We start from the raw sequence: 25,455 nt of genomic DNA, 5'->3' as shown, positions 1-25,455 counted from the left end.
AATCGTAATTGTGGGGTCTCGAAGCGATCGCTCGCCCCCGTTCTCCACTGGGAGTGAGGGGTTACGCTCGACCTGCCCAAGCTGCGAGCCAAAAAAGGCCGTCTACCAAAATTGTACTCAATACCGCGCCCCCGAAAGCCCACCAATGGAGGTGACGGGAGCGCAAAGGGATGGCGCCCGTTGCTAAGAGAACGAGGGCGAGGGCGATCGCCCATGCGGTTCCGGCAGGGCTGTTGACCCGTTCCAGAGCCGCGCTCAAAATCACTCCGGCTAATTCCGGTTCGCCGTGCATGAGCTGGCGCCAGTGAGGAATTAAATCCACTATATAAAAATATAAGTCAGTGACTGCCGTTCCTAACAGGGAGCCGAGGTAAAACCAGGTGCCGACGGCCATGCGAGCGCGCCACAAACACCACAGGGCGATCGGCAAGCCGAGGGCTTCTACGGGCAGGTGCAGCAAGGGTTCCCAGCGCAGTCCCCCCCAATAAATCGATCCGGTCAACCAGGTTCCGGTAAAGCCGAGCAGCAGATCTCCCCACACTTCGGTCTCTCGGCGCGAGAGCAACCCCCAAGAGATCGCCCACCACCCCCCAGTGATCGAACAGGCACACAGGGGGGCGTAGCGCACCAGGGGCGCTTCAAAAAAGACGGGAACGGTGACCAAAAATACCGCCGCCCCAAACATCCATTGTCGTTCGGCGATCGGCAACTGAGCCACCCTCGTTTTGAGCAGGTCGATCGCGCTTTTCACGGACTGAGCCACAACGGTAGACAGAGGCCAAGTGTCGTTTAACAATTTTTTTAAGATTCTTTACGTAACTTCATCTTATTTAAGATATCACAGGCATTATCCCCCTTGGGGGCATTGTAACCCAGGGGATTTTGCTGATTTTGCCGACCCGACAAACAGATAGAATGACGGATATTATCGTTGGCTCGCCACGGACGGCGATCTAGGGTTTGATTGCTTTGAGAACCGTTCGACGCCATTCCCCCTTCCTGGAACAGGGCAGCATCGATTGAAGGATCGTTTCAGTTGGACCATCAACACCTACAGGCACGATTAATGACTTTCTCTCGCACTCAATGGGTTAGATTCGTGGGGATTGCAGCTTTGCTCGCGACGATCGCCGCGATCGCGATCGGCCACCCCCTCGCCGTAGCGGCTCCCCTAACCGGAGCCGAACCGAGTGCCACTGCAGGACTGAGCGCTCCTCCGGAGATGAATTGGTTTGAAGCATTCATTTTGGGAATGGTTCAGGGATTGACCGAATTTATTCCGATCAGCAGTACGGCGCATTTAAAAGTCGTTCCCGTACTGTTAGGATGGGGCGATCCGGGGGTTTCGTTCAGCGCGGTGATTCAATTAGGAAGCATTGCCGCCGTTTTATGGTACTTCCGTCAAGATTTGGGCGATCTGAGTAATGGAGCGCTGCGGGCCGTAATTCGTCGGGAATACGACGATCCGGACTTTCGGATTGTTTTGGGGATTATCTTGGGAACGATCCCGATCGCCTGTGTGGGATTGCTGCTCAAAGCCAGTGCCTCCCAATTTTACGAACAGACCCTGCGCAGTTTGACGGCGATCGCGATCGTCTCGATCGTCATGTCGGCCCTACTGGCCCTCGCCGAACGCATCGGTCGGCGCAAACGCCACTTCGGACAGTTAGAACTCGCCGACGGGGTATTGATGGGGTTGGCGCAAACCATGGCCTTAATTCCCGGGGTTTCCCGCTCCGGATCGACGATTACGGCGGGACTGTACCTCGGCTTGGATCGCGCCAGTGCGGCGCGCTTTTCCTTCCTGTTAGGCATTCCCGCCATTACCCTCGCCGGAGTCGTCGAACTCAAAGACCTCCTCGCCGAGATCGCCAGTGGCTCCCTCCAAGGCGGTTTGCTCCCCCTCGGCGTCGGGTTGCTCTCGTCTACCGTGTTTTCCTATGCGGCGATTTCCTGGTTAATCCAGTTTTTGCAAAAACGCAGCACCTTTGTTTTTGTGTGGTATCGCTTGGCGTTTGGGGTGGCCCTGTTGGCGATCGTCTTTTCTGGGGTCGAGTTCGCCCATTAATTTCGCGATCGCCCTCCCGCGACGATCGCCTAGAATTCGATTCACCTTCGATCCGAGGCGATCGTCGTTACAATTTTTAATCTTAAGCCGTACCCATTACGCTCATTTCCAACCCCGAATTTAACCGCCTCAGCCATGACTTCCTCTATCAAATTTTAAGCCCAGCGTCGAAATCACAACTTTATAATTGGGCATAATTGAGTCAATGACCCCGGCAGGAGATTGCGGACGATGATCGACATTCCAGGCTACCAAATTTTAGCCTTAATTTACGAAAGCGATCGCTCGATCGTCTATCGAGGTCGCCGCGAGCAAGATAAACAGCCCGTCGTTCTTAAAGTTCTCAAAAAAGACTATCCCACCGCCGAAGAAATCAGCCGATACCGACAAGAATACGAAATCACCCGTAGCCTCAACCTCCCTAGCGTCGTCAAAGCTTACGCTCTCGAAAAATATCAAAATACCCTAGTCACCATTCTCGAAGATTTTGGCGGCGAATCCTTGAGAATCTTAATGAATTCTCAGAAATTCACCCTCTTAGGATTTTTAAATTTAGCCGTTCAAATTACCCAAAGCCTGGGTGAAATCCACGCCGCCAATATTATTCATAAAGATATAAATCCTTCCAATATTACTTTCAATCCCGCCACGGGCGATCTCAAAATTATTGATTTTAGTATTGCCAGTATCCTGACTCGGGACAACCCGACGATTCAAAATCCCCATGCCTTAGAAGGAACCCTCGCCTACATGTCCCCGGAACAAACCGGGCGCATGAATCGATCCCTCGATTATCGCACCGACTTTTATTCCCTCGGTATCACCTTTTACGAGTTGTTAACCGGACAACTCCCTTTTCCCAGTACGGACGCGATGGAGTTGGTTCACGCTCACCTCGCCAAACAACCGACCCCACCGCACGAAATTAACGCCGAAATTCCCCCGATTCTCTCCGAAATCATTCTCAAGCTGCTCGCGAAAACCCCTGAAAAACGCTATCAAAGTGCGTGGGGATTGGGAATCGACCTTGAAGAATGTTTAAAACAATTAGAACAAAGCGATCGCATCGAACCCTTTCCCCTCGCCACCCAAGATATTTCCGATAAATTCCAAATTCCGCAGAAACTTTACGGGAGAGAAAAAGAACTCAATACCCTGGCGCAAGCCTTCGAGAATGCCCGTCAAGGTCGCAGCGAATTGATGCTCGTCGCCGGATATTCCGGGATTGGAAAATCTGCCCTCGTTCGCGAAATCTCCAAGCAAATTAGCGACAATGGCGGTTATTTTATTGCCGGAAAATTCGATCAGTTTCAACGGAGTATTCCCTATTCGGCGATCGTCTCGGCCTTTTCCGAACTCGTCCAACAACTATTAACCCAAAGCGAGGGAGAACTGGAGGTTTGGAAAGCAAAATTGATCGATTCTTTTGGCTCCAACGGCCAAATTATTATCGATGTGATTCCGGAAATCGAATTTATTGTCGGACCGCAACCTCCGGTACAACTCCTCGGACCGAACGAATCTCAAAATCGTTTTAATTTTGTTTTTCAAAACTTTATTCGAGTTTTTTGCGATCGCGAACATCCCCTCGTGATTTTTCTCGACGATCTCCAGTGGGCCGATTCCGCTACGTTAAAACTGCTGGAATTGATGATGGGAGAAGAGGCGATCGGATCGTTGTTAATTTTGGGAGCTTATCGCGATAACGAAGTCAGTCCGACCCATCCGTTGATGATGAGTCTCGAAGCCTTGGAAAAACGGGGGTCTACCATTCACAAAATGGTTTTGCAACCGTTAAGTTTAGAGCATATTTGCGAATTAACGGCGGAAACCCTTCACGCCGAGTTGGCGAAAGTGCAACGGTTGGGAAAACTGATTCAAAGTAAAACCCAAGGTAATCCCTTTTTCGTCATTCAATTTCTCAAAACCCTCTATCAAGAAAATATGCTGACCTTTATCCCGCCGCAACCGGGAAAAGTCGGCGGCTGGGATTGGGATATCGATCGCATCGAAGCGGTTGGAATTACAGATAACGTGATCGAATTGATGGTGGGTAAACTGAAGAAACTACCCGAATCCACTCAAGAAGTCTTGCGCTTGGCAGCTTGTTTGGGCAACCAATTCGATTTGAATACATTATCGCTCATTCACGAAAAAGAAGCCTCAGAAACCCTGCAACATTTATTACCTGCGATCGAAGATCGTTTAATTTTACCGGGGGGAGAATCGGACGAAAATGACAATCAACCGATCAATCCGCTCTTAATTCTTAATTATAAATTCCTCCACGATCGCGTGCAACAAGCCGCTTACGCCTTAATCGAAGATGCGGATAAAAAAGCCGTTCACCTGCGAATCGGTCGAATGCTGTTGGCGAGTACGCCTCCGGAATATTGGACGGAAAGAATTTTTGAATTAGTCGATCACTTGAACGTTGCGAGGGAATCTATCGAAGATGAAGCGGAGAAAATTCAATTAGCACAATTGAATTTAGAAGCTGCTAAAAAAGCAAAAATGGCAACCGCTTATGTTGCAGCGCGACAGTATTTAATTGCGGGGATGGGAGGGTTGAGCGATCGCGTATGGCAGACCCACTACGACCTGGCGTTTTCATTGTATCGAGAACGAGCAGATATCGAGTATTTAAACGGTCAGTTTGAAGAATCGGAGCAGTTTATCGTTAAGACTTTAGCCAAGATCGATAACAACCTGCAAAAAGCCGAACTTTACAACCTCCTGATCGTTCAAAATTCTTTGAGAGCGAAGTATAAAGAAGCGACTCAAGCGGGAAAACAAGGACTGAAGTTATTAAATGTTGAATTAGAAGAGGAAGGGCTAGACGAGGCGATCGCCCGAGAATTAAAACAAGTAAAAATAAATTTAGGCGATCGTGAAATCATCGCTTTAAGTGAAGATAATCCCCTGGAAAATCTAGAAGTTAAAATTGCTTTATCTTTGTTAACTGATTTGCTCACCCCTGCTTATTTAAGTAGCTTACAACTGTGGATGCTAAGCCTTCTTAAAGGAGTGAATCTTTCCTTAAAATACGGGTCGATCGCCGAATCGGGTCTTTTATATTGTAACTACGGTCTGTTAGCCGGATCGATGTCTCAGGACTATCATGCAGCTTATCAGTTCGGACGTCTCGCCCTCGAACTGACAGAAAAATGGAATAACTTGCAGTTTAAATGCAAAGCTCTCGCCTCGATCGCCAACGGATTAAATTATTGGTTTAAACCGATTCAAGAATCCAATCTTCTCAACCAAGAAGGATATAAAGCTGCCTTAGAATCCGGAGATTTAGAATATGCCGGGTATTTCTTACACAACGAAGAATTGAATGCGTTTTTCCAGGGTAAACCTTTAGAGGAAATTTCCTCAAAAATCCCCAAATATTTGCATTTTGCTCGCAGAACAAAAAACCAACTGTCTACCGACACCTTACTAGGATTACAAATAATGTTGAGGGATTTATGGAATAACAAAGAACAGAATTTTCTTGACTCAGAAGAACTTGACGAAGCGGAATATTTAGCCAACTGTCGCGAACATCAAAATTTCTATTCGCTGTGTATCTACCAAATTCATAAATTCCACCTGCTCTATTTAGAAGGAGACTTCGAGAATGCCTTAGAGTGGGCCCGAGAAGCGGAAGGGCAACTCGCATCGATTACCGGGACGATACCCGCAACGGAATATAACTTTTTTTCCTCTTTACTGTGGGCGGCTTTATATCCAACAAGTTCGGCTGAAGAGCAATCGCAATATTGGGAAAAATTAGAAGCCAACCAACAACAGATGAAGGTTTGGGCTGAAAATTGTCCGGCGAACTTTCTCCATAAATGCTGTTTGGTCGAAGCAGAAATGGCGAGAATTTCTGGAAATATTGAAGGAGCGATCGCCGCCTACGATCGCGCCATTCAATCCGCCCATGAATTTGACTTCGTACAAAACGAAGCACTCGCCAACGAATTAGCTGCCCGCTTTTGGCTCGAACAAGGGAAAGAAAAATATGCCAAAGTCCATCTGACCGATGCATATTACGCTTATCGACGCTGGGGCGCTCGACGAAAAATCGAACAATTAGAACAGGAATATTCCCATTTATTAATCAAAACGCCACCGCCTCCCGCCAGCATCGACACCCGAACTACGGCGATTCATACGACCACCTCCGGGGGCAGTTCCGGACTGTTAGATTTGGCAACAGTCATGAAAGCGTCGCAAGCTATTTCTAGCGAAATAGTCTTAGACAAATTGCTCTCGTCGCTGATGAAAATTTTAATTGAAAATGCGGGAGCCCAACGGGGAGTTTTACTGTTTCCTAAAAATGGGGAATTGGCGATCGCCGCCGAAGCCTCTGCCACACAAGAACGAGTTGTAGTGCGAGACTATAACGCGGGAGACTTGCAAATGCGCGGTCTTTCCCCGGAGGATTTGCCCGTGACCGCGATTAATTACGTCGAACGGACGCGGGGAGATATTGTCTTAGATCGGGCCACGGAGGAAGGACGATTTAATACCGATCCATATATCGTCCGCCACCAAGTCAAATCCTTACTGTGCACGCCGATTCTCGATCGCGGACAACTGATTGCCATTCTCTACCTCGAAAATAACTTAACAGTAGGTGCCTTTACCCCGGATCGCCTCGAATTTTTGCGGTTAATTTCTTCGCAAGCGGCGATCTCTTTAGAAAACGCGTTACTGTACGCTTCCGTCGAACAAAAAGTGCGCGAACGCACCCAAGAACTCAACGAAAAAAATCTACGTCTCGAACAAACCTTGCGCGAACTGCAACGCACCCAAGCACAACTGATTCAATCGGAAAAAATGTCGAGTTTGGGTCAATTGGTCGCCGGAGTCGCCCACGAAATTAATAATCCGGTCAGCTTTATTTACGGCAATCTTTCCCCGGCGGGAGATTACGTGCGAGATCTGCTCGGTTTGATCCAATTGTATCGGGAACGCTATCCCGATCCCGGGCCGGAAATTCAAGCAGAAATTGAAGACATCGACCTCGATTTCTTGGTCGAAGACCTGCAAAAGTTGCTCAATTCGATGAAAGTCGGGGCCGAACGGATTCGCAATATCGTCCTGTCTTTGCGAAATTTCTCCCGTCACGACGAAGCGGAAATGAAACCCGTAGACATTCACGAAGGAATTGCCAGTACGCTGACGATTTTACAGCCGCGTCTGAAACAAGGGGGCGGAGGTCGGGGTATTCAAACGATCGAAGAATACGGTCGATTACCGAAAGTGACCTGCTACGCTTCGCAACTCAATCAGGTCTTTATGAATATTTTCAGTAATGCGATCGATGCGTTTGAGAATGGCGGGCCGTCCGATCCGGCGCCGACGATTCGCATTCACACCGAGGTCCCGGACGATCGCTCGATCCTGATTCGCATTGCGGATAACGGTTGCGGGATGAGTGAGGAGGTTTGTCAACGAATTTTCGATCCGTTTTACACCACCAAACCCGTCGGCGGGGGAACGGGGTTGGGGTTGTCGATCGGATATTCGATTATTGTGGACGCTCACGGCGGGGAACTCAGTTGTGTCTCTCAACTCGGGAAAGGCTCGGAGTTTACGATCCGCATTCCCATTTCGCCGCCGCCACGATCGCACCCCTAGCGATCGCACTTGAGCATCCGGGGCGAGACGCGTAACTCCTAGCCCCTTCGGGGCGGCTACGCCTACGGCGTCGCATGGGGACGACACAAAAACGCGCTTTTATCCTTAAAATATCAAAATATATCAAAACCGAATTCAATATAAACGGGCGATCGCCGCCCCCGTTCCCCCTTGTCCGATCGCAAAATAAGGATATACAAGTGCTAGCTCGAATTTGGAGTGCGTCCCTAGTCGGCATTGATGCCGTCAAAGTCGGAGTCGAAGTCGATGTTTCCGGCGGACTTCCGGGCATCGTCGTCGTCGGACTGCCCGATACTGCCGTTCAGGAATCCCGCGAACGAGTCAAAGCCGCACTCAAAAATTCTGGTTTTGCCTTTCCCCAACGTAAAATCGTCGTCAATTTAACCCCGGCAGACTTGCGCAAAGAAGGCCCGTGCTTCGATTTGCCGATCGCTGTGGGCATTCTCGCCGCTTCCGAACAAGTCAACCCCGAACCATTACGCGATTCCCTCTTTTTAGGCGAACTCTCCCTCGACGGCAGTTTGCGACCCGTCGCCGGAGTGTTGCCGATCGCCGCCGCCGCCGCCCAACTGGGGATCCGCGCCCTCATCGTCCCGGAAGCAAACGCCCGAGAAGCTGCGGTCGTCGAAGGCATCGACGTTTACGGCTGCCGCCACGTGGACGAAGTCGCCGACTTGCTCAATTGCCCCGACCGCTACAGCCCCTTAACACTCGACCGACACGCCGAACTCAACCAGGGGCGATCGCCCGCACTCGACTTGTGCGATGTCAAAGGACAAGCCCACGCCCGTCGCGCCTTGGAAATTGCCGCCGCCGGAGGTCACAACCTCATTTTTGTCGGACCCCCGGGCAGTGGCAAAACCATGCTCGCCCGCCGCTTACCCGGGATTCTCCCGCCCCTCAACTTTATCGAAGCCTTAGAAGTCACCCAAATTCACTCCGTGGCGGGCCTGTTAAAAGAACGGGGCAAATTGGTCGGCGATCGCCCCTACCGCAGTCCCCACCATTCCGCCTCCGGCCCGTCTCTCGTCGGCGGCGGCACCTATCCGCGTCCCGGCGAAATCTCCCTCGCCCATCGCGGGGTCCTCTTCCTCGACGAACTCACCGAGTTCAAACGCGACGTTTTAGAATTCTTGCGGCAACCTTTAGAAGACGGTTACGTCAGTATCTCTCGCACTCGCCAATCGGTCACCTTTCCCGCCCAATTTACCCTCGTGGCCAGCACTAACCCCTGTCCCTGCGGCTATTTCGGCGATCCCCTCCAAGCGTGTACCTGTTCGCCGCGCCAACGAGAACAATATTGGGCGAAACTCTCCGGCCCGCTCATGGACCGCATTGACTTGCAAGTGGCGGTCAACCGCCTCAAGCCGGAAGAAATTACCCGGCAACCGACCGGAGAATCCTCCACCCCCGTGCGCGAACGAGTGATGGCGGCACGCGATCGCGCCTGCAAGCGCTTTAAAACCGTCGCCAACCTCCAATGTAATGCGGACATGCAAAGCACCCACATCCGCCAGTGGTGCGCCCTCGACGAGGCCACTCGCAACCTGCTCGAAGGGGCTATCCGCAAACTCGGTCTCTCGGCCCGGGCCAGCGATCGCATCCTCAAAGTCGCCCGCACGATCGCCGATCTTTCCGGAGAGGACGACTTAAAAACCGTCCATGTGGCAGAGGCGATCCAATACCGGACCATAGATAGAATGCAGTAGATCTATTTTTTCACTGCAATAGGAGAAAAAATGAAAGCCAATCTCGCCGTTTTATGCCTTGCCGTCGTCGGTGTATTTGCTAGCGTCCCCACCCACGCCACCCCCGTTACCCCGACACCTTCCTCGGTTTCGATCCTCGCTCAAGCGACGGACATTACCGACTTGGCCCAAGAGTTCATCACCGAACTCGCCGAGGCAAAATATGCCGTCGCTGTCCAAAAATACGACAGCGAACTTAGAGAAAGCGTTACGCCCCAAACTCTCGAAGCCGAATGGACCGACATGATCGCCAAAACGGGCGCCTTTGAAAATATCGTCAATGTCGAAGTCGATACGGTGGATAGCTCCCAGATTGCCGTGGTTACTTGCGAATTTGAAAACACGACGATCGACATTCTGGTGATTTTTAATACCGACGGCAATATCACCGCATTCAACTATCCCGACGAAATCTAAACCCGGGATCCCAACGGCGATCGTCAAGCGACACCTTTGGTGTCTCGCGCCGACTCGATGGGGAAACCCAACCCCCGCTCACGGCGATACGCCGGAGGCGTCGCTTCGCGATCGCATCAGTATCAATCGCAACGGATCTAAATAAACTTGCCAGGGGAACGGACGATCTTTGAGCCGTTCCCATTTTTCTTTAAATAATTCCGCTTGTAAGTGGTAGTCTTGCGGGCTACACGGGCGATCGTGCAGCTTCAGGTACAAGGTCATCCGGTGTTGGGTTTCGCTAGTTTGGGCGATCCAACAGGGATATAGATTTTCCGAGGGGCGATCGCGTAGCGTCGTGCTTTCGTCCCATTCTTCTAAAAAACGAATTTGATGGGCGCGAATGCCGATAAACGCGAATTCTGCCGGGATCGAGTCGATCGCGCGCAACTGACATCCCCAGTCGAGGGCTTCGATTTGTCCGTCGCCGAGTGCTCGTCCTCGCGAAAAGTTTTTACATCCGGTTAATTGCGCGACGCTATAGGTTTGCGGTCGCTCGAAAATGGCTTGTTTACTCCCGTAGGCGATCGCCTTTCCCCGGGACAAAACGAGCAAGTTTTGACAGACGCGATAGGCTTCTTCGAGGTTGTGGGTGACGAAGATCGTGACGCCGCCGTAGTCGCTCAAGGTTTCGACTAACTGCCGTTCTAATTGGCTGCGCAGGTAGGTATCGAGGGCGGAAAAGGGTTCGTCGAGCAGTAAAACTTCCGGTCGGGCGGCGATCGCCCGCGCCAGGGCAACCCGTTGTTGTTGTCCCCCGGAAAGTTGTTCGGGATAGCGGTTTTCCAAGCCTTCGAGCTGCATTCGTCCCAGGTAGTCGGCGACGGCCCGATCGCGCTTGGCTTTGGGATGGCGGAGATCGTGGGGCAAGCCGAAGGCAATGTTTTCGGCGACGGTTAGATGGGGAAATAAGGCGTAATTCTGAAAGACGATCCCGACGCGGCGATCGCGGGCGGGCAGGTCGATCCCTCGCGCGCGATCGAACAATACCCGCCCGTTGAGTTCGATACGACCCCGGGTCGGTTCTTCCAGTCCGGCGATACACAGGAGGGTCATACTTTTTCCGGAACCGGAGGCCCCTAGCAGTCCCAAGGGTTCCGACCCGCTTTGTAGGGCAATGTTTAAGTCGAATTCTTCTAATTCTTTCTCGATCTCGACCTCTAGTTGGGTCGCCCTCGGGGACGGGGGATTCTTCTGGGGAGAGCCTACGCGAACGTCTTTCGGCAAGGGGGTCGCTTCGACCCGGGGGATCTCGGGTTCGATCTGGGGGTGGCGCCCTCGCCGTTGACGCCAGTATCGTTTCCGTGGCGATCGCCCGTTGACGGCGGCGATCGCACTCAAGGAAATGCCTAAAACGACGGTCACCCAGAATCGCGCGGCTTGGGTGTTCCCGGTTTCGACGGCAAAGTAAATCGCTAAGGGGATCGTCTGGGTTTTGCCGGGGATATTGCCCGCCAGCATTAAGGTCGCCCCAAATTCTCCCAACGCCCGCGCGAAGGCGAGTAAGATTCCGGCGGCGATCCCGGGCCACGCTAAGGGCAGCATGACGGCGATCGCGATCCGCCCTTCGGACGCTCCCAAGCTGCGCGCGGCCCGCAACCAGTTGGGATCGAGTTGAGCAAAGGCAGCAGCCGTCATTTTATAAGTGAGAGGAAAGGCGACGACGGTCGCGGCGATCGCCGTTGCGGGCCAGGAAAAAATGACCTCGAATCCCCAATGCATTAACCACCGTCCCAACGGTCCATTTTTGCCCAAAAGCCACAGTAACAAAAAGCCGACGACGGTGGGCGGTAATACTAAAGGGGCGATCGCGATCGTTTCTAGCACGGCTTTCCCTTTACCCCGATAGGTCGTCATCCAATGGGCGGTTCCGATTCCCAATACGGTCGCAATCGCGGTAGCGACGATCCCAGTCCGCAAGGAAATCCACAAGGGCGACCAGTCAAAATTCATTGGGTAACGGCATTGTCAATTCTCGAAAATGTCGATCGATTGTCGATCGCAATTGTTGTTTATTTTAGCCGATTTTTAAGTTTATTATATCGGTTTTAAAAAGGATTTAGTTAATAAGGGATTGATTTTTTTGAGTTATAAAATTCTTGAAAAGATCGGCAAAGATTTAAGTTTAAAAATTCGTAGAGTCCTCCGATCTATTTTCAGATTTTGTCAACGGTATAAACCCATACGTTTTAAAAATTTCCCGGGCGCGATCGCTTTCTAAAAAGTCCACGAACCCGCGTGCGGTTTCTAGATTTGGACGGTTCTCGATCGCCGCTACCGGATAAATAATTCTTGAATGCAGTCCTTCGGGGGCGATCGCCTCGACTTCGACCCGGGGGGAATGTAAGGCGTCGGTTTGATAGACGATTCCGGCTTCGACGTTCCCGGTTTCGACCAAGGTCAGCACCTGACGCACGTTACGTGCAAAGATTATTTTGGGTTTAATTTGCTCGAAAATGTCTAAATTTAGGAGTAATTCGCGTGCATATTGTCCTGCGGGTACGGTTTCCGGTTCTCCAATGGCGATCCGTTTAATTTCTGGCTTTTGTAAGTCGCGAAAGTCGGCGATCGCCTCCGTTCCGGATGGGGCGATCGCCACGATCCGATTTTGCAATAAGTCCCGGCGGGTTCCTCGAACCAGCAAACCGCGATCGTCGAGGGCGTCCATCTGTTTGACTCCGGCGGACAGGAAAACATCGACGGGCGCCCCTTGTTCGATTTGACGCTGTAATGTCCCCGAGGCGGCGAAGTTGTAGGTGAGGGTGGTGTCCGGGGCGATCGCGGTGTACGCGGCCTGAATATCTTGCATAGCATCCGTCAAACTAATGGCGGCAGAAACGGTTATTTCTTTGTGATTCCCTTGCTGAAACGAGGAAGAGCTGTTTATTTTTTGAAAAAGTACTGCACTGATAGCGGCGATCGCCAAGGTAGCGAGGGCGAGGATTTTATGTTGAGGATTCATCCGGATACGGTCGCAGGGATGGGCGGTGAGGGTCGGGGTGTTAGAGAAAAAACAATAAAATTTTACGGCGATCCGGTGACGGGCTGGTAAAAAGAAAATGGCGATCTATTGTGGAAAAATGCTAACAAAAAAGACAAAATTTTTATTTAAGATCGGAAAAATCAATAATTCTCACACGGTTACTCGAATCGGGACAAAATCATCAACTTCTTTTAAGAATAGAATCGAGAAAAATTTTTACTCCTCAGAGAAGAAACAGTTTTATAATGACAGCAGGCAGACTCACACAAACATAATGCTGATTTAATCCGTCGGGCGATCGCGTCGGGAAGCGGCACGGTAAAGTACCGATCGCCGAACTCGGAAGGCTGTGCGTTGGAAGGGGCGGATCTCGCGCAAAACAACACCGGGCGATCGAAGGGGACGGGTCGGGTGAAACGGCCAGAAACGTCCGGATCGAGGCGCCTTGAGAGTGCAATGTAGCAGAGATCGATCGCTCCACCGGGTTCATCTACAACTTCCCGTCAGAGAGCCAAAATTTTTAACTTTTCCCCAAAGCGGTTCACATGATTAGCCAACAGTTCTTTTCTTCGGTCGTCAGTTCCGGCGATCGCGCCCATCGATCCCAAGTCGGTCGCGCGATCGTCATCATGTTAGTGGTCACGAGTTTGATCGGAGCCTGTCTCACGCGCTTGGCACAACTCCAGTTAGTGGAGGGAGATTACCACCAACAGCGTGCGGAAGAAAACCGGATCCGCCTGGTTCCGGTTCCGGCGGCGCGCGGGGCCATTCTTGACCGCCAGGGCAAAATCTTGGCCGCGAATCGCCTGTCGCGATCGGTCTACGTTTGGCCGCAGGAACAATCCCCAGAAGAATGGTATACAACTGCTACCAAACTCGCCCCGATTCTGAAGCTCCCCGTAGAGAACATCGTGGAGCGGATCGAGCAGATGGGGTATAGATCGGCGATGCCCGTGCGGGTTTCCCAAAACTTGAGCCAAGAAGCCTTCGTCGCCCTCGGAGAGCGGGCCGACGAATTTCCCGGTTTAGAAATCCGGGTGGAAACCAGTCGCCAATATCCTCAAGGATCCTTAGCGGCTCACGTCCTCGGCTACATTAGCGAAGCGAATGCGGAAGATCTCAAAGCCCATCCCGAATATCCGATGGGGATCACGATCGGCAAAACCGGGATCGAACGGGCGCTCAACGATTACCTCACGGGGAAATGGGGGAATCTACTGATCGAAGTCAACGCTCAAGGGGAAGAACTGCGCGAACTGGGGATGCGATCGCCCGAGTCGGGGAAATCGGTGCAACTGACCCTCGATCTGGCCGTGCAGAAAACCGCAGAAATAGCGCTCGGCGATCGTCAGGGCGCCGTCGTCGCCTTAGACGTCAATACCGGAGCCATTTTGGCGATGGCCAGTCACAGTACCTTCGACCCCAATATTTTCACCCGTCCGGTGAAAGCTGCCGAGTGGGAACACCTGCAAGCTCCGGAAAATCCCCTGCTCAACCGCGCCCTGCAAGGCTATCCCCCGGGCAGTACCTTTAAAATCGTCACGGCGGCGGCGGGAATCGAATCCGGCACCTTTTCGCCGGACGTGATGCTCGCTACCTCCTCTTACATTACCGTCGGCGGCTTCCAATTCCACGAACACAGTGGCGGCTACGGGACGATCGGGATTCGGGACGCCCTGGCGTACAGTAGCAACACCTTTTTCTATCAAATGGGTTTGGCTGCCGGACCCGAAGCCATTTCCAAATGGGGCAAGTTATTGGGCATCGGCACCAACACCGATTTAGAATTTTTAGGGCTCGACGGGGGCCAACACGGTTCGATTCCCACTCCGGAAGAGAAACAAGAACTGTACGGACAACCTTGGTATGCGGGGGATACGGTGACGATGGCGATCGGTCAGGGGTTGGTCTTGGTGACGCCCCTCGAATTGGCGGTCATGGTGGCGACGGTCGCCAATGGCGGCAATCGCATCAAACCGCACCTGTTGACGTCCCAAACTAACACCCCGGAAACGAAACCGATTCCGACCGGGATCGCCCCCGAGACGATCGCCGTCATTAAAGAGGGACTGACGGCGGTGGTTCAAAAAGGAACGGCGCGGCGTTTGAATGACGGCACGATTCCCCTGACTGCCGGAAAAACGGGTACTTCAGAAGTGATCGGCCAACCGTCTCACGCCTTATACGTAGCCTTCGGTCCGGCAGTCAAGCCGGAAATCGCGATCGCCGTGGTGGTAGAAAACGGCGGCTACGGCGGGGTAGCGGCGGCTCCGATCGCCCACGAAATTTTCAAAACCTATTTTAACGGGACGACGCCGAAAACGAGCGCGGCGACTCCGTAAACGGTAAAAATGAAAGAGGAGCGCTCTCCGGAGAGCGCTCCTCTGACGTCCCCGTTAAATTCCCAAACGCTGGTAAACGGCGTCCAAATGTTTGAGATGGTGCTGGGGATTAAAGCACTCGTCGAGTTCTTCCGCACTCAGGTGCGCTTTCACGCGATCGTCCGCAGAGACTAAGGCGCGAAAATCGCCATCGGCTCGATTCCAAGCCTGGTGGGCGTTCGACTGCACGATGCGATAGGCATCTTCCCGGCTGACCCCTTTTTCCACCAACGCGAGTAAGACGCGCTGGCTGAAAACGACACCGCCGTAAACGTTCATATTCCGTTCCATATTTTCGGGATAGACGAGCAGGTTTTTCACCAAGTCCGCCATCTCCGCCAACATGAAATGGGTCAACGTACACGAATCCGGGAGAATCACGCGCTCGACACTGCTGTGAGAAATATCCCGCTCGTGCCACAAGGCGACATTTTCTAACGCCGCCATCGCATTGCCGCGAATCACCCGCGCCAGTCCGGTAATCCGTTCCGAACGGATCGGATTGCGCTTGTGCGGCATCGCCGAGGAACCTTTTTGTCCCTTGGCAAAGAATTCTTCGACTTCGAGCACGTCCGTGCGCTGGAGGTTGCGAATTTCCACGGCAAACCGTTCGAGGGAAGCGGCGACCAAAGCCAAGCACTGCACGAATTCGGCATGGCGATCGCGCGAGATCACCTGGGTTGACGCGGTATCCGGTTCGAGGCCGAGTTTTTGGCAGGCGATCGCCTCCACGCGCGGCTCGATATTGGCATAGGTTCCCACCGCCCCGGAAATTTTACCGACGGCAATGTGCGATCGCAATCTCACCAACCGTTCGCGGTTGCGTAGCATCTCCGCCAGCCATCCAGCCAACTTAAATCCGAAGGTCATCGGTTCGGCGTGAATGCCGTGAGACCTGCCGATGGTCACCGTCGAGCGATGTTGCTGCGCTTGGTAGCGAATCGCATGAATCAGATCTTCCAACGGTTCGAGTAACACGTCCACACTGGCGACCAACTGGAGGGCCAACGCCGTATCCAACATGTCCGAGCTGGTCAATCCCAAGTGAATGTAACGCCCCACATCGCCGACATATTCGTTGACGCTCGTCAAAAACGCAATCACATCGTGACGGACTTCCGCCTCGATCTCTTTAATCCGTTGCGGATCGAAGTGTGCTTTGGCTTTGATTTCTTCAACGGCTGCCGTCGGAATGTAACCCAGTTCGGCTTGAGCTTCACATACGGCAATTTCAACCTGTAGCCAGGTTTTAAACTTATAAGTTTCTGTCCACAATTCGCCCATTTCGGGCAAGGTGTAACGCTCGATCAACGTCCGTCACAGAAAACGACTGTCCTATTTTACCGCTTAACTCCCCCCTTATTGAGAACCCCACGGGTCGATCGCTCCACCTAGAAGGGCGAGGGAGGGGAATGGGGCGTTTAGCGATCGGTATTCATCAACAAGGGACGAACCACCCAAAAGCCGAGACCGAACGCACTTAAAATAACGACGATCGCGATCGCCAACCAAGCCGCTCCGAAATCTTGACTGCCGACCCGACGGGAACCGCGCCGATAGCGATGGTCTGCCTGTTCGGTAACCAGAGAGAGGGACTCGGGATTAAAATCCGTACTCGGTAAGCTCGGTTCCGGCGCACGGGGGGTGAGTTCGAGCGATGCAGAACCGTTCTCCCCGGTAGCGTTCTCCCTTGTCGAGCTGGTATGACTTTCAAAGGCGATCGGCGAATTGAAACTCGGGGAAGAATGGGCCGGATTTAAAGGATGTTCGTGAGACCGCACCGCCGCAAAATTAGACGAGACGGGGGATAAAGAATCGATCGTTTTTTGAAGCCGAACCACCGATTGCACCACCTGTTCGACCTCTTGCCGCAATTGTTGGTTCTGTTTGGTCAATTGGTGATTTTGAGTGTTGAGCGAATCGAGCATCGCTTGAGAGGCTTGCAATTCCGCCACCACTTCTCGATAGAGAGAAATCGGCACCGAAGGGGAGTAAGTGGAGGTGACTTTGGTGGGAGTGTTGTTAGAATCGGGGGTATTTTCCATGAGTGTTAGATATAGATCGAGGATGAACTTTTCCGGTTGGCGAGAGAGGAAGGGTTGTTAAAGCTTTTGGGTTTAAAGAAGTGCCATTGCGGCTTGGCAGTCAATGTATGTCTAGAATTAGAACAACTCCGATCTCGATTCGTCAAGAAATTGTTGCCAATTGTCGCGAAACCCGAGGGGGTAAGCGCGATCGCGGCTCTATTTTTTTCCGTAGCTGGGGCTATTGTAGTATGAAAATTCCAGTCCATTGGGAGGGGCGATCGCGCCTTCCCATTCCTCGCTAAGGAGATCGACCGTCCACCGTGTTATTACATTTAACGACCTGGCCCGAAGTCGAAGCCTATTTAGAGCGATCGCGCGGCATCGTCATTCCCATCGGTTCGACCGAACAACACGGACCGACGGGGGTAATTGGCACCGACGCCATGTGTGCGGAGGCGATCGCCCGAGGGGTCGGCGACGCCACCGAAGCCCTGGTCGCACCCACCATCAACGTCGGCATGGCCCTGCACCATACCAGCTTTCCCGGTACGATCTCCTTGCGTCCGAGTACCTTAATGCTCGTCGTCCGGGACTATCTGACCAGTTTGACGAAAGCCGGATTTACTCATTTTTTCTTTATTAACGGACATGGGGGCAATATTGCCACCCTCAAGGCCACTTTTGCCGAAACCTATAGCGCGATCGCCGAATTAAACCTACCCCACGGCGATCGCGTTCGCTGTCGTTTGAGCAACTGGTTTACTTGTCATCGGGTTTATCAACTCGCCAAAGAGCTTTACGGCTCTCAAGAAGGCTCCCACGCCACCCCGAGTGAAATCGCACTGACTCAATATCTCTACGCCGAAGCCATCAAAGACGCGCCCCTCGATCCACAAGTGGCCTCGGGGTATCCGATTTACGGTCCGGCAGACTTTCGCCGCCACTATCCTGACGGTCGGATGGGGTCGAACCCGGCTCTGGCCCGACCGGAACACGGCCAAAAGTTTTACGAATTGGCCGTGAAAGAACTAGCAGAGGCTTATCGGGAGTTTCTCCAAGGGGATTAGCCGACCGAGGCGATCGCCCTCAATTTAGCGTCAATTCCTGGGTTCGCCCGCTCAGTAAGGCCAAGTGCTGACCAAGAAAAAGACCACCGCAGCGAGGGCTAACACCCCTTGAATGATATTGCCGATTAAAGAGCTGACCACCACGGCGACTCCCGCTTTGACGGCAAACTTCAAATCTCGACAGTAGAGATATTCGCCGATAATCGCGCCGAGGAGCGGACCGATCAACAGACCGAAAAGACCGCCAAAGGGCAAAATCGGGGGCAGCAAGCCGAATAAACCGAGTAAGAGGCCGACGATCGCCCCAATTTGACCCCACTTGCTCGCTCCCGCCTGTTTGGCGCCGAGATAAGTGGCGAGAAAATCAATCCCGACACTGGCGACTAAGACCAGAACGGCGATCGACAACGCCCACTCGACCCCAGACAGACCGTGAACGAGCGCCCAAACCCCGATCGCCCCGACGATCAGACTCGAACCGGGCAGTCCGGGAATGACGGCTCCGATCGCGCCCAACAGGGCGATCCCCACCAACACCCAATAAAGAATCATCATAAAGACTCACGTTTTTGTTATCGAAACATCGTCTAAATCTAGTAAATATTCCTCAAAAGTAGCCGTTAATTTATCGGCAATCCCTTCGATCCAGCGTTCGTCTTGTCGAGTATAACTGCGCGGTGCATTGGCGCCTAAAATCAGCACCCCGCGATCGCCGATCGGTTGACAGATTAACCCTTGAGTATTTTCCGGTAAATAGTCGAATTCTACCCGTCCCGGATAAAGATTGAGGGCGACTAAATAAACGGCTTTTTGCTTTTCTAACACCCGAGTGACGATCGCCCCCGGTTTGACCTCTGAATTGGGTCCTAAAATACCGCGCCGCAGCAGCACGCGACCCCGGTCCCAAACCACGACAGACCGGGTGACCGTATTGGTCAGTAACAAGTGGGATGCCCAAGCCAGTTCGGTTTTGACTGGGTTGGGCAAATCGGGATCCAACTCAAACCCTTGCGGACCGAGCAGTTCGACCGCATCGGGCGATCTCGGTTGAATTTTTTGCCACAGCAGACCGCTTAAAATGAGCAGCGCACTCAAAATAACTCCAAGCACGTCCGAACGAGCTTGTGAAGGCGTTAAATCGCCTGTAGAGTAACGATTGACCAGGAGTAACACCCCTCCCAAAATCCCGATCGCGATCGGGAGTTGCCGCAAAACCTCATTTCGATCTGGTTTGGCCATGATTTGCTCGGTACTGTGCGCGTAAACTCCTACCGGGTCGAACCCTCGGGGTTGCGATCGCCCGTTCGGTCTGGACCTTGTCACCGCGTTTCCCCTACGGCGAAGGAAATCCAGTCAACTTAAAGCCGTTTAAAGCTCGTCCGGTTCGATAATGCGTTGAAATAAATAACCCGTTCCCCGTGCAGTCAAAATCAGTTCGGGATTGCTCGGATCGTCCTCCAACTTCGCCCTAAGTCGGGAAATATGAACGTCTACCACCCGGGTATCCACGTGTCTTTCCGGCGTATAGCCCCACACTTCCTGCAAAATTTCCGATCGCGAAAACGGTTCGCCTGATTTGCTCACCAACAATTCGAGCAAACTGAATTCCATTCCCGTCAGGCGAATGCGTTCGTCGCCTTTATAAACTTGACGTTTATTCGTATCGATTCTGAGGTGATTGACATGAATCACGCCGGAACTAGGAATCCCGGAATTGCCCGTTTTATCTACACGCCGCAACACCGACCGGATGCGAGCTTCGAGCTCTTTCGGCGAAAACGGCTTGACCACGTAATCATCCGCCCCGAGTTCGAGACCCGTAATGCGATCGGCCACATCGCCCAAGGCTGTTAGCATGATGATGGGGACATCCGATTCTTTTCGCAGCTCCTGACAGACGCCATAGCCATCTAATTTCGGCATCATGACATCCAAAACCACTAAATCGGGATTGGCATTGCGGAAGGTTTCGAGTGCTTCTTCCCCATCTGCTGCCGTAACGACATCGTAGCCAATCATTGAAAGTCGAGTTTCCAGAATGCGACGGATACTCGCTTCGTCATCGACAACCAAGATTTTTTCTTTATGGTTTTCCAAGCGACTCAAGGCTCCTTAACCGTGATTTTTCATCCTTAATTCTTAATACTCTACCATCTGGATCGCCTCATTTTCCGAGGGGGCGATCGCGCTGAAACTCTCATCTATACTAGATTTCAGCTAATTTTCAGATTCATGTTATTTGTCAGGGTCTATCCGACACTCAAGAATGCCCAAGCAGCGAATTCAGTACACTTGCGACGAATGCGGTGCCGAATTTCCCCAATGGTACGGGAAATGCCCCTCTTGTAACATTTACGGAACCCTCGTAGAGCAAGTGGTCAATTCCGGGAGTAGTGCGGGGACGCGACCGAGTTTGAACCCGGATATGTCTTGGATGCGAACCGGACCGCGCCCTCAACCCTCGTCGTCCGGTCAACCGCGCTCCGCATTTAGGTTATCTCAGATCGCCGACCAAATGGTGACGCGCTGGCCCTCGGGTTATAGCGAACTCGATCGCGTCCTCGGCGGCGGGATCGTACCCGGTTCTCTGGTATTGATTGGCGGCGAACCGGGGATCGGTAAATCGACCTTATTGCTTCAAGTTGCCAATCGCCTATCGCGATCGCGCTATAAAATTTTGTACGTGTCTGCGGAAGAATCCGGTCAGCAGGTTAAATTACGCGCCCAACGCTTGGGAATTCAACCGGAAGATCCCCTCGAACTCGACACCGACGACCCCCTCGAATTGCCCCCCGCGTCGTCGAACGAGTTGCAAGACATCCTCCGTTCCGAGGGAGACGAGTTGGAAGCAAGTGTCGCCGCAGACTCGGAGGTGGAGCAGGTGCAGGAGGAATCGAGCCTCGAAATCGCGTCCGAGTCTCCCCCGTCGGACGACGGTGAGGATCGCCGGGGAGAGGGGAACGGTCACTCGAATTTTTATCTGCTCCCGGAAACGGATTTAGAGGAAATTTTAAGAGAACTGGAATCTTTAAAACCCAATCTCGCCATTATCGATAGTATTCAAACGATTTACTTTCCCTCTCTAACCTCCGCTCCCGGTTCCGTCGCCCAAGTTCGCGAATGTACTTCGGCGTTGATGCAAGTGGCGAAACGGGAAAATATTACGTTATTGATTGTCGGTCACGTCACCAAAGAAGGCGGAATCGCCGGACCGCGCGTTTTGGAACACTTGGTCGATACGGTTTTATTTTTTGAAGGCGATCGCTTTGCGAGTCATCGTCTGTTGCGATCGATGAAAAACCGTTTTGGCGCCACCCACGAAATCGGGGTGTTTGAAATGGTCGCGCAAGGGTTGGAAGAAGTGACCAATCCTTCCGAATTATTTTTGGGGAATCGCGAGGAATTCGTGTCCGGGAGTTCGACGATTGTCGCTTGTGAAGGAACGCGACCGATTGTCGTCGAATTGCAGGCGCTGGTGAGTCCGGCGAGTTTCGGATCGCCGCGACGCGCCACCACTGGGGTCGATAGTAATCGCCTGGTTCAGATTCTGGCGGTGTTGGAGAAACGAGTCGGCGTTCCCCTCTCGAAATTAGATACTTATGTCAGTTCCGTGGGGGGGTTGAGTGTTTCCGAACCTGCGGCGGATTTGGGGGTGGCGATCGCCGTGGTTGCGTCGTTCCGCGATCGTGTCGTCGATCCTCACACTATCTTACTCGGCGAAGTCGGCTTGGGCGGTCAAGTCCGTCCGATCTCCCAACTCGAACTGAGATTGCGCGAAGCCGCTAAACTAGGATTTAAACGCGCCATCATTCCTAAAGGTCAAATCCCTCCCGACCTCGGAATGGAAATTATCCCCGTGGCTAAAGTTCTCGATGCCATTATTGAAGCGATCCCAGCTCCTTTGAATCCTTCGGAGTTGACGAGCTTAGCACCCGCAACGGACGAACTTTCTCCAATCGTCGAAACGCCATTAGATGATAATTTTGAAGATGATTTTGAAGATGATTTTAATGACGAACTAGACGATGACGATCCGGTATTCTAAGTTATTTATAACACCCTAGCAGGAGACCATTGGTGCTAGACGAACTTTACAGTTTGATTTTTGGAACGTTGCTTTTTGGAGGAAGAATCACCGGATCTCTAGAAGCTGACGGTTTGGGGAAATTGTCGTCCGAATATCTTTGTCAATTGTTTGTTACTGGGCGCGATCGGGCTTTAAGAAATCCCAATCATGGGTTTAAAAAGGTAGTTTTAGATGCGGCGATCGATGCGCTAGATTTAGCCATTTCTCTCCATATCGACCGCGTTACTCCTGCCCATCAAAAACAAATTTATGCTTGGCTACAAAGAAGAGTTAATTTTTTTAAAAATCAGAACAATTTACCTCAACCGAGTAGTTTAAATGCGAGTAAAAATCAAAATAAGATGATTTTTTCTCGGGCTGAAGAAATCGCTCAATTGTCGGTTAGAGAACAAAGTCAAGCTCTGAGTAGTTTAAAAAAAGGGATCGAAGCGAATTTTTATCTCGACGCTCTCCCCGTTCAATTTCGCTACGGATTCGAGCAAGATTGGCTCGTTTGTACGAGCTTGCATTTGGGCGAACGTCTTCGTAGTAATAACACAATTTACAAGATTCTGGAACAAGAACTGCAATTTTTTAGTAAGTCCCCTCTTTTGGCCGATTGTTTTCAAAATATTCAAGGAATTCAACAGAATTTTATCCGCTTATTGAGATATCCTCAAAAGTATTTATGTTTGATTCAGGCGATCGATTTTGACGTTCAACAATTGCGCGCCGAAATGATGTATCCCCTTGACTCAAAATCGCTCAGTGGAGATGATGTAGATACGGCTAGAATGGCTTCTTCCGATAGTGGCTTAGCTCAAACGGATACTCAAGTCGATCGCCTTTTAGATTTACTCGATTCTCCTTCGAGTCCGACTCCCGATCGCGTTCGACCTGCGGCGATCGATATCTCAACTCGAACCAGTCAACCCCAAAGTTCTGCCCCTAAAATTAACGGTAACTCCCCGGAAAATAACCGTTCTACATCGAGCGAATCGAACCGCTCTCTCCCTCAACCTATTTCTGGTAATTCTCCCTCTCCTCGCGAAGCGATCGTTTGGAAATGCGTCAATACATTAACAGCTCATTCCGATTCGGTCGTTTCTATTACTTATGCCCAACAATTGGCGGAACGGACTCAACGCTCTAGTTATATTTTAGTGAGTGGGAGTTGGGATAAAACGATCAATCTTTGGTATCTCGGTAATAACGGTCAAGTCCATCGTTCTCCCTACACTCTCAATAACCGTTCGGCTTCGGTCTATTCCGTGGCTATCAGTCCGGATCGCCAATTTTTAGCGATGGGTTGTGTCGATTACACCGTCCGCCTTTGGCATTTGAGCCATCCACAATCCAATCGGATTTTAACGGGTCATTCGGTGCCGATTTATTCGGTGGCGTTTAGTCCGGACGGTCGGTTTTTGGCGAGTGGTAGTGGCGATCAAACCGTGAAGTTATGGGATGTTAGTAGTGGGGAATTGTTAGAAACGTTAATCGGACATTCGGGTTTTGTTTATTCGGTGGCGTTCAGTCCTGATGGCAAAATTTTGGCGACGGGTAGCGCGGATAAAACGATTAAACTCTGGCAGGTGAGTACGAGGAAGTTATTGCGAACGTTGATTGGAAATGCGGCGGTGACTTCGGTGACGTTCAGTCCGGACGGACGGACGTTGGCAAGTGCCAGCCGGGATGAGACGATCAAGTTGTGGCAGTTGGAAACCAGTACTCTGGAAGCGGGGACTCGACCTGCTCCCACGCGCACGCTGACGGGTCATTCCGCCGAAGTTTTATGTGTGGCGGTCAGTCCGCGATCTCCGATTTTAGCCAGTGGCAGTCATGATAAAACGATTAAACTCTGGCACTTGGGCAGTGGGCAATTGATAGGGACGCTGACGGGTCACTTCGATTCGGTCAATGCGGTGGCGTTCAGTCCGGACGGTCAGCTTTTGACCAGTGCGAGTCACGATAAAACGATTAAGATTTGGCGGATGATGCGCTAAGGGGCGATCGAACAAGGATCGGCGATCGGATTTTGGGGTTAATCGAGCAGTTTCATGCTGATGTCGAGCCAGGACGAACGGGTGATGGGGGCACTGGTTGAGATGTAGTCCACTCCTGTTTCGGCGACGGCGCGAATGGTTTCGAGGGTGACGTTCCCGGAGGCTTCGATTTTGATGCGCGGGTTTTGAGTGCGAATGACGGTCACGGCTTCTTTCATGCGATCGCACGGCATGTTATCGAGCATGATGATGTCAACGTCACACTCGAGTGCTTCGCGAACTTGTTCGAGGGTTTCGGTCTCGACTTCTATACTCAGGGGATAAGGCAGTTCGGCGCGAAGGCGAGTGACGGCTTTGGCGATCCCACCTGCAGCAATAATATGGTTGTCTTTGATCATGACGGCATCGTCGAGTCCCATGCGGTGATTGAGCGCCCCACCCACTTGGGAGGCGTATTTTTCGAGAATTCTCAATCCGGGTGTGGTTTTGCGCGTATCGACCAAGTGGGTCGGCAAATCGGCGATGCGATCGGCGTACTGTCGTGTTACCGTTGCGATCCCACTCAAGCGCATCACTAAGTTGAGGGCCACTCGCTCGCCGATTAATAAAGTATCTGCGCTTCCCGTTAGTTGGGCGATCGGTTCTGAAGCCCGGCAATGTTGCCCTTCTATTACTAGGGGTTGAAATTGGATTGACGGATCGAGCAATTCAAAAACTCTACGGGCGAATGAGAGTCCGGCGATCGTTCCCGCAGCTTTGACGGTCCATCGCGCGGCGTGCGATCGTCGTGCTTCTGTCCCCAGCAAGACCTGACTCGCACGATCTCCTCGACCCAGATCCTCCAACAACCACTGTTCTAACAACCTATCTACAATCAAGCGATGCGGTAAAACTGCCATCTGCGCGCGATCGAACTCTCAAGCATTACCCCCTGATTATTCATCCTTCTCCCCAGGCATGACAAGCTTTCCAGCCATCTCAAAAAAAAGTTTTTAAAA

Annotated in this window: 18 protein-coding genes; 8 read left to right on the top strand and 10 right to left on the bottom strand. The window is 51.9% G+C overall.

Going from position 1 to position 25,455, the window contains the following annotated elements; translation table 11 throughout:
* Nucleotides 1–61 precede the first annotated feature (61 nt).
* Nucleotides 62–763, bottom strand: a complete 702-nt coding sequence (locus HCG48_RS05260) for a DUF3120 domain-containing protein (RefSeq protein WP_375339328.1) — start codon at nt 761–763, stop codon at nt 62–64.
* Nucleotides 764–801: 38 nt separating this feature from the next.
* The gene (locus HCG48_RS05255) at nt 802–990 is read right to left on the bottom strand and encodes a hypothetical protein (protein WP_168568205.1); all 189 of its coding nucleotides are present in this window, start codon (nt 988–990) and stop codon (nt 802–804) included.
* A gap of 232 nt (nt 991–1,222) precedes the next feature.
* Here HCG48_RS05255 and HCG48_RS05250 point away from each other — a divergent pair, with 232 nt between their 5' ends.
* The 4 genes from HCG48_RS05250 (at nt 1,223) to HCG48_RS05235 (ending at nt 9,891) form a co-directional block, all read left to right on the top strand.
* Entirely contained in the window at nt 1,223–2,068 is an 846-nt protein-coding gene (locus tag HCG48_RS05250; RefSeq protein WP_320415786.1) for an undecaprenyl-diphosphate phosphatase, read from the top strand.
* Between the two features lie 231 nt (nt 2,069–2,299).
* Nucleotides 2,300–7,705 carry a trifunctional serine/threonine-protein kinase/ATP-binding protein/sensor histidine kinase gene (locus HCG48_RS05245; protein ID WP_168568203.1) on the top strand — a complete coding sequence of 1,802 codons (5,406 nt, stop codon included), beginning with the start codon at nt 2,300–2,302 and terminating at the stop codon, nt 7,703–7,705.
* A 200-nt stretch (nt 7,706–7,905) separates the two neighbouring features.
* Nucleotides 7,906–9,435, top strand: a complete 1,530-nt coding sequence (locus tag HCG48_RS05240) for a YifB family Mg chelatase-like AAA ATPase (protein ID WP_168568202.1) — start codon at nt 7,906–7,908, stop codon at nt 9,433–9,435.
* Between the two features lie 30 nt (nt 9,436–9,465).
* The gene (locus tag HCG48_RS05235; RefSeq protein WP_168568201.1) at nt 9,466–9,891 is read left to right on the top strand and encodes a DUF3887 domain-containing protein; all 426 of its coding nucleotides are present in this window, start codon (nt 9,466–9,468) and stop codon (nt 9,889–9,891) included.
* A 78-nt stretch (nt 9,892–9,969) separates the two neighbouring features.
* Here the strand turns inward: HCG48_RS05235 and modB are convergent, their stop codons facing one another.
* Together modB and modA are read right to left on the bottom strand one after the other, a co-directional pair.
* Nucleotides 9,970–11,883 carry a molybdate ABC transporter permease subunit gene (modB, locus tag HCG48_RS05230; protein WP_168568200.1) on the bottom strand — a complete coding sequence of 638 codons (1,914 nt, stop codon included), beginning with the start codon at nt 11,881–11,883 and terminating at the stop codon, nt 9,970–9,972.
* A 172-nt stretch (nt 11,884–12,055) separates the two neighbouring features.
* Nucleotides 12,056–12,892, bottom strand: coding sequence for a molybdate ABC transporter substrate-binding protein (modA, locus tag HCG48_RS05225; protein WP_168568199.1), 837 nt, complete (start codon nt 12,890–12,892; stop codon nt 12,056–12,058).
* 566 nt (nt 12,893–13,458) lie between these two features.
* Here modA and mrdA point away from each other — a divergent pair.
* Entirely contained in the window at nt 13,459–15,255 is a 1,797-nt protein-coding gene (gene mrdA, locus HCG48_RS05220) for a penicillin-binding protein 2 (RefSeq protein ID WP_168568198.1), read from the top strand.
* 54 nt (nt 15,256–15,309) lie between these two features.
* Here mrdA and purB read toward each other — a convergent pair whose 3' ends face one another.
* Together purB and HCG48_RS05210 are read right to left on the bottom strand one after the other, a co-directional pair.
* On the bottom strand, nt 15,310–16,605 hold the full coding sequence (purB, locus tag HCG48_RS05215) for an adenylosuccinate lyase (protein WP_168568197.1): 1,296 nt from the start codon (nt 16,603–16,605) through the stop codon (nt 15,310–15,312).
* A 110-nt stretch (nt 16,606–16,715) separates the two neighbouring features.
* A complete protein-coding gene (locus HCG48_RS05210) occupies nt 16,716–17,339 on the bottom strand; it encodes a hypothetical protein (protein ID WP_168568196.1) in 624 nt (207 codons plus the stop codon).
* A 302-nt stretch (nt 17,340–17,641) separates the two neighbouring features.
* On the opposite strand from HCG48_RS05210, the gene HCG48_RS05205 reads away from it, so the two are divergent.
* Nucleotides 17,642–18,388: a creatininase family protein gene (locus HCG48_RS05205; RefSeq protein ID WP_168568195.1), complete on the top strand. Its 747-nt coding sequence runs from the start codon at nt 17,642–17,644 to the stop codon at nt 18,386–18,388.
* A gap of 51 nt (nt 18,389–18,439) precedes the next feature.
* On the opposite strand, the gene HCG48_RS05200 is transcribed toward HCG48_RS05205, so the two are convergent.
* From HCG48_RS05200 to rpaB, 3 genes are all read right to left on the bottom strand, one after another.
* Complete coding sequence (locus HCG48_RS05200) at nt 18,440–18,943, bottom strand: DUF456 domain-containing protein (protein ID WP_168568194.1); 504 nt, start codon at nt 18,941–18,943, stop codon at nt 18,440–18,442.
* 6 nt (nt 18,944–18,949) lie between these two features.
* Entirely contained in the window at nt 18,950–19,627 is a 678-nt protein-coding gene (locus HCG48_RS05195; RefSeq protein ID WP_168571756.1) for a cofactor assembly of complex C subunit B, read from the bottom strand.
* A 129-nt stretch (nt 19,628–19,756) separates the two neighbouring features.
* Nucleotides 19,757–20,485, bottom strand: coding sequence for a response regulator transcription factor RpaB (gene rpaB, locus HCG48_RS05190; protein WP_168571755.1), 729 nt, complete (start codon nt 20,483–20,485; stop codon nt 19,757–19,759).
* Between the two features lie 169 nt (nt 20,486–20,654).
* Here rpaB and radA point away from each other — a divergent pair, with 169 nt between their 5' ends.
* Both radA and HCG48_RS05180 read left to right on the top strand, forming a co-directional pair.
* Complete coding sequence (radA, locus tag HCG48_RS05185; RefSeq protein WP_168568193.1) at nt 20,655–22,433, top strand: DNA repair protein RadA; 1,779 nt, start codon at nt 20,655–20,657, stop codon at nt 22,431–22,433.
* A gap of 32 nt (nt 22,434–22,465) precedes the next feature.
* A complete protein-coding gene (locus HCG48_RS05180) occupies nt 22,466–24,457 on the top strand; it encodes a WD40 repeat domain-containing protein (protein WP_168568192.1) in 1,992 nt (663 codons plus the stop codon).
* 38 nt (nt 24,458–24,495) lie between these two features.
* Here the strand turns inward: HCG48_RS05180 and nadC are convergent, their stop codons facing one another.
* Nucleotides 24,496–25,356 (bottom strand): carboxylating nicotinate-nucleotide diphosphorylase, encoded by an 861-nt coding sequence (gene nadC / locus HCG48_RS05175; protein ID WP_168568191.1) that lies wholly within the window; start codon nt 25,354–25,356, stop codon nt 24,496–24,498.
* Between the last annotated feature and the right edge of the window lie 99 nt (nt 25,357–25,455).

The organism is Oxynema aestuarii AP17, assembly GCF_012295525.1.
Lineage (GTDB): Bacteria > Cyanobacteriota > Cyanobacteriia > Cyanobacteriales > Laspinemataceae > Oxynema > Oxynema aestuarii.
Note: the sequence above shows the minus strand (reverse complement) of the source record. Positions and strands in the feature narration are given on the sequence as shown.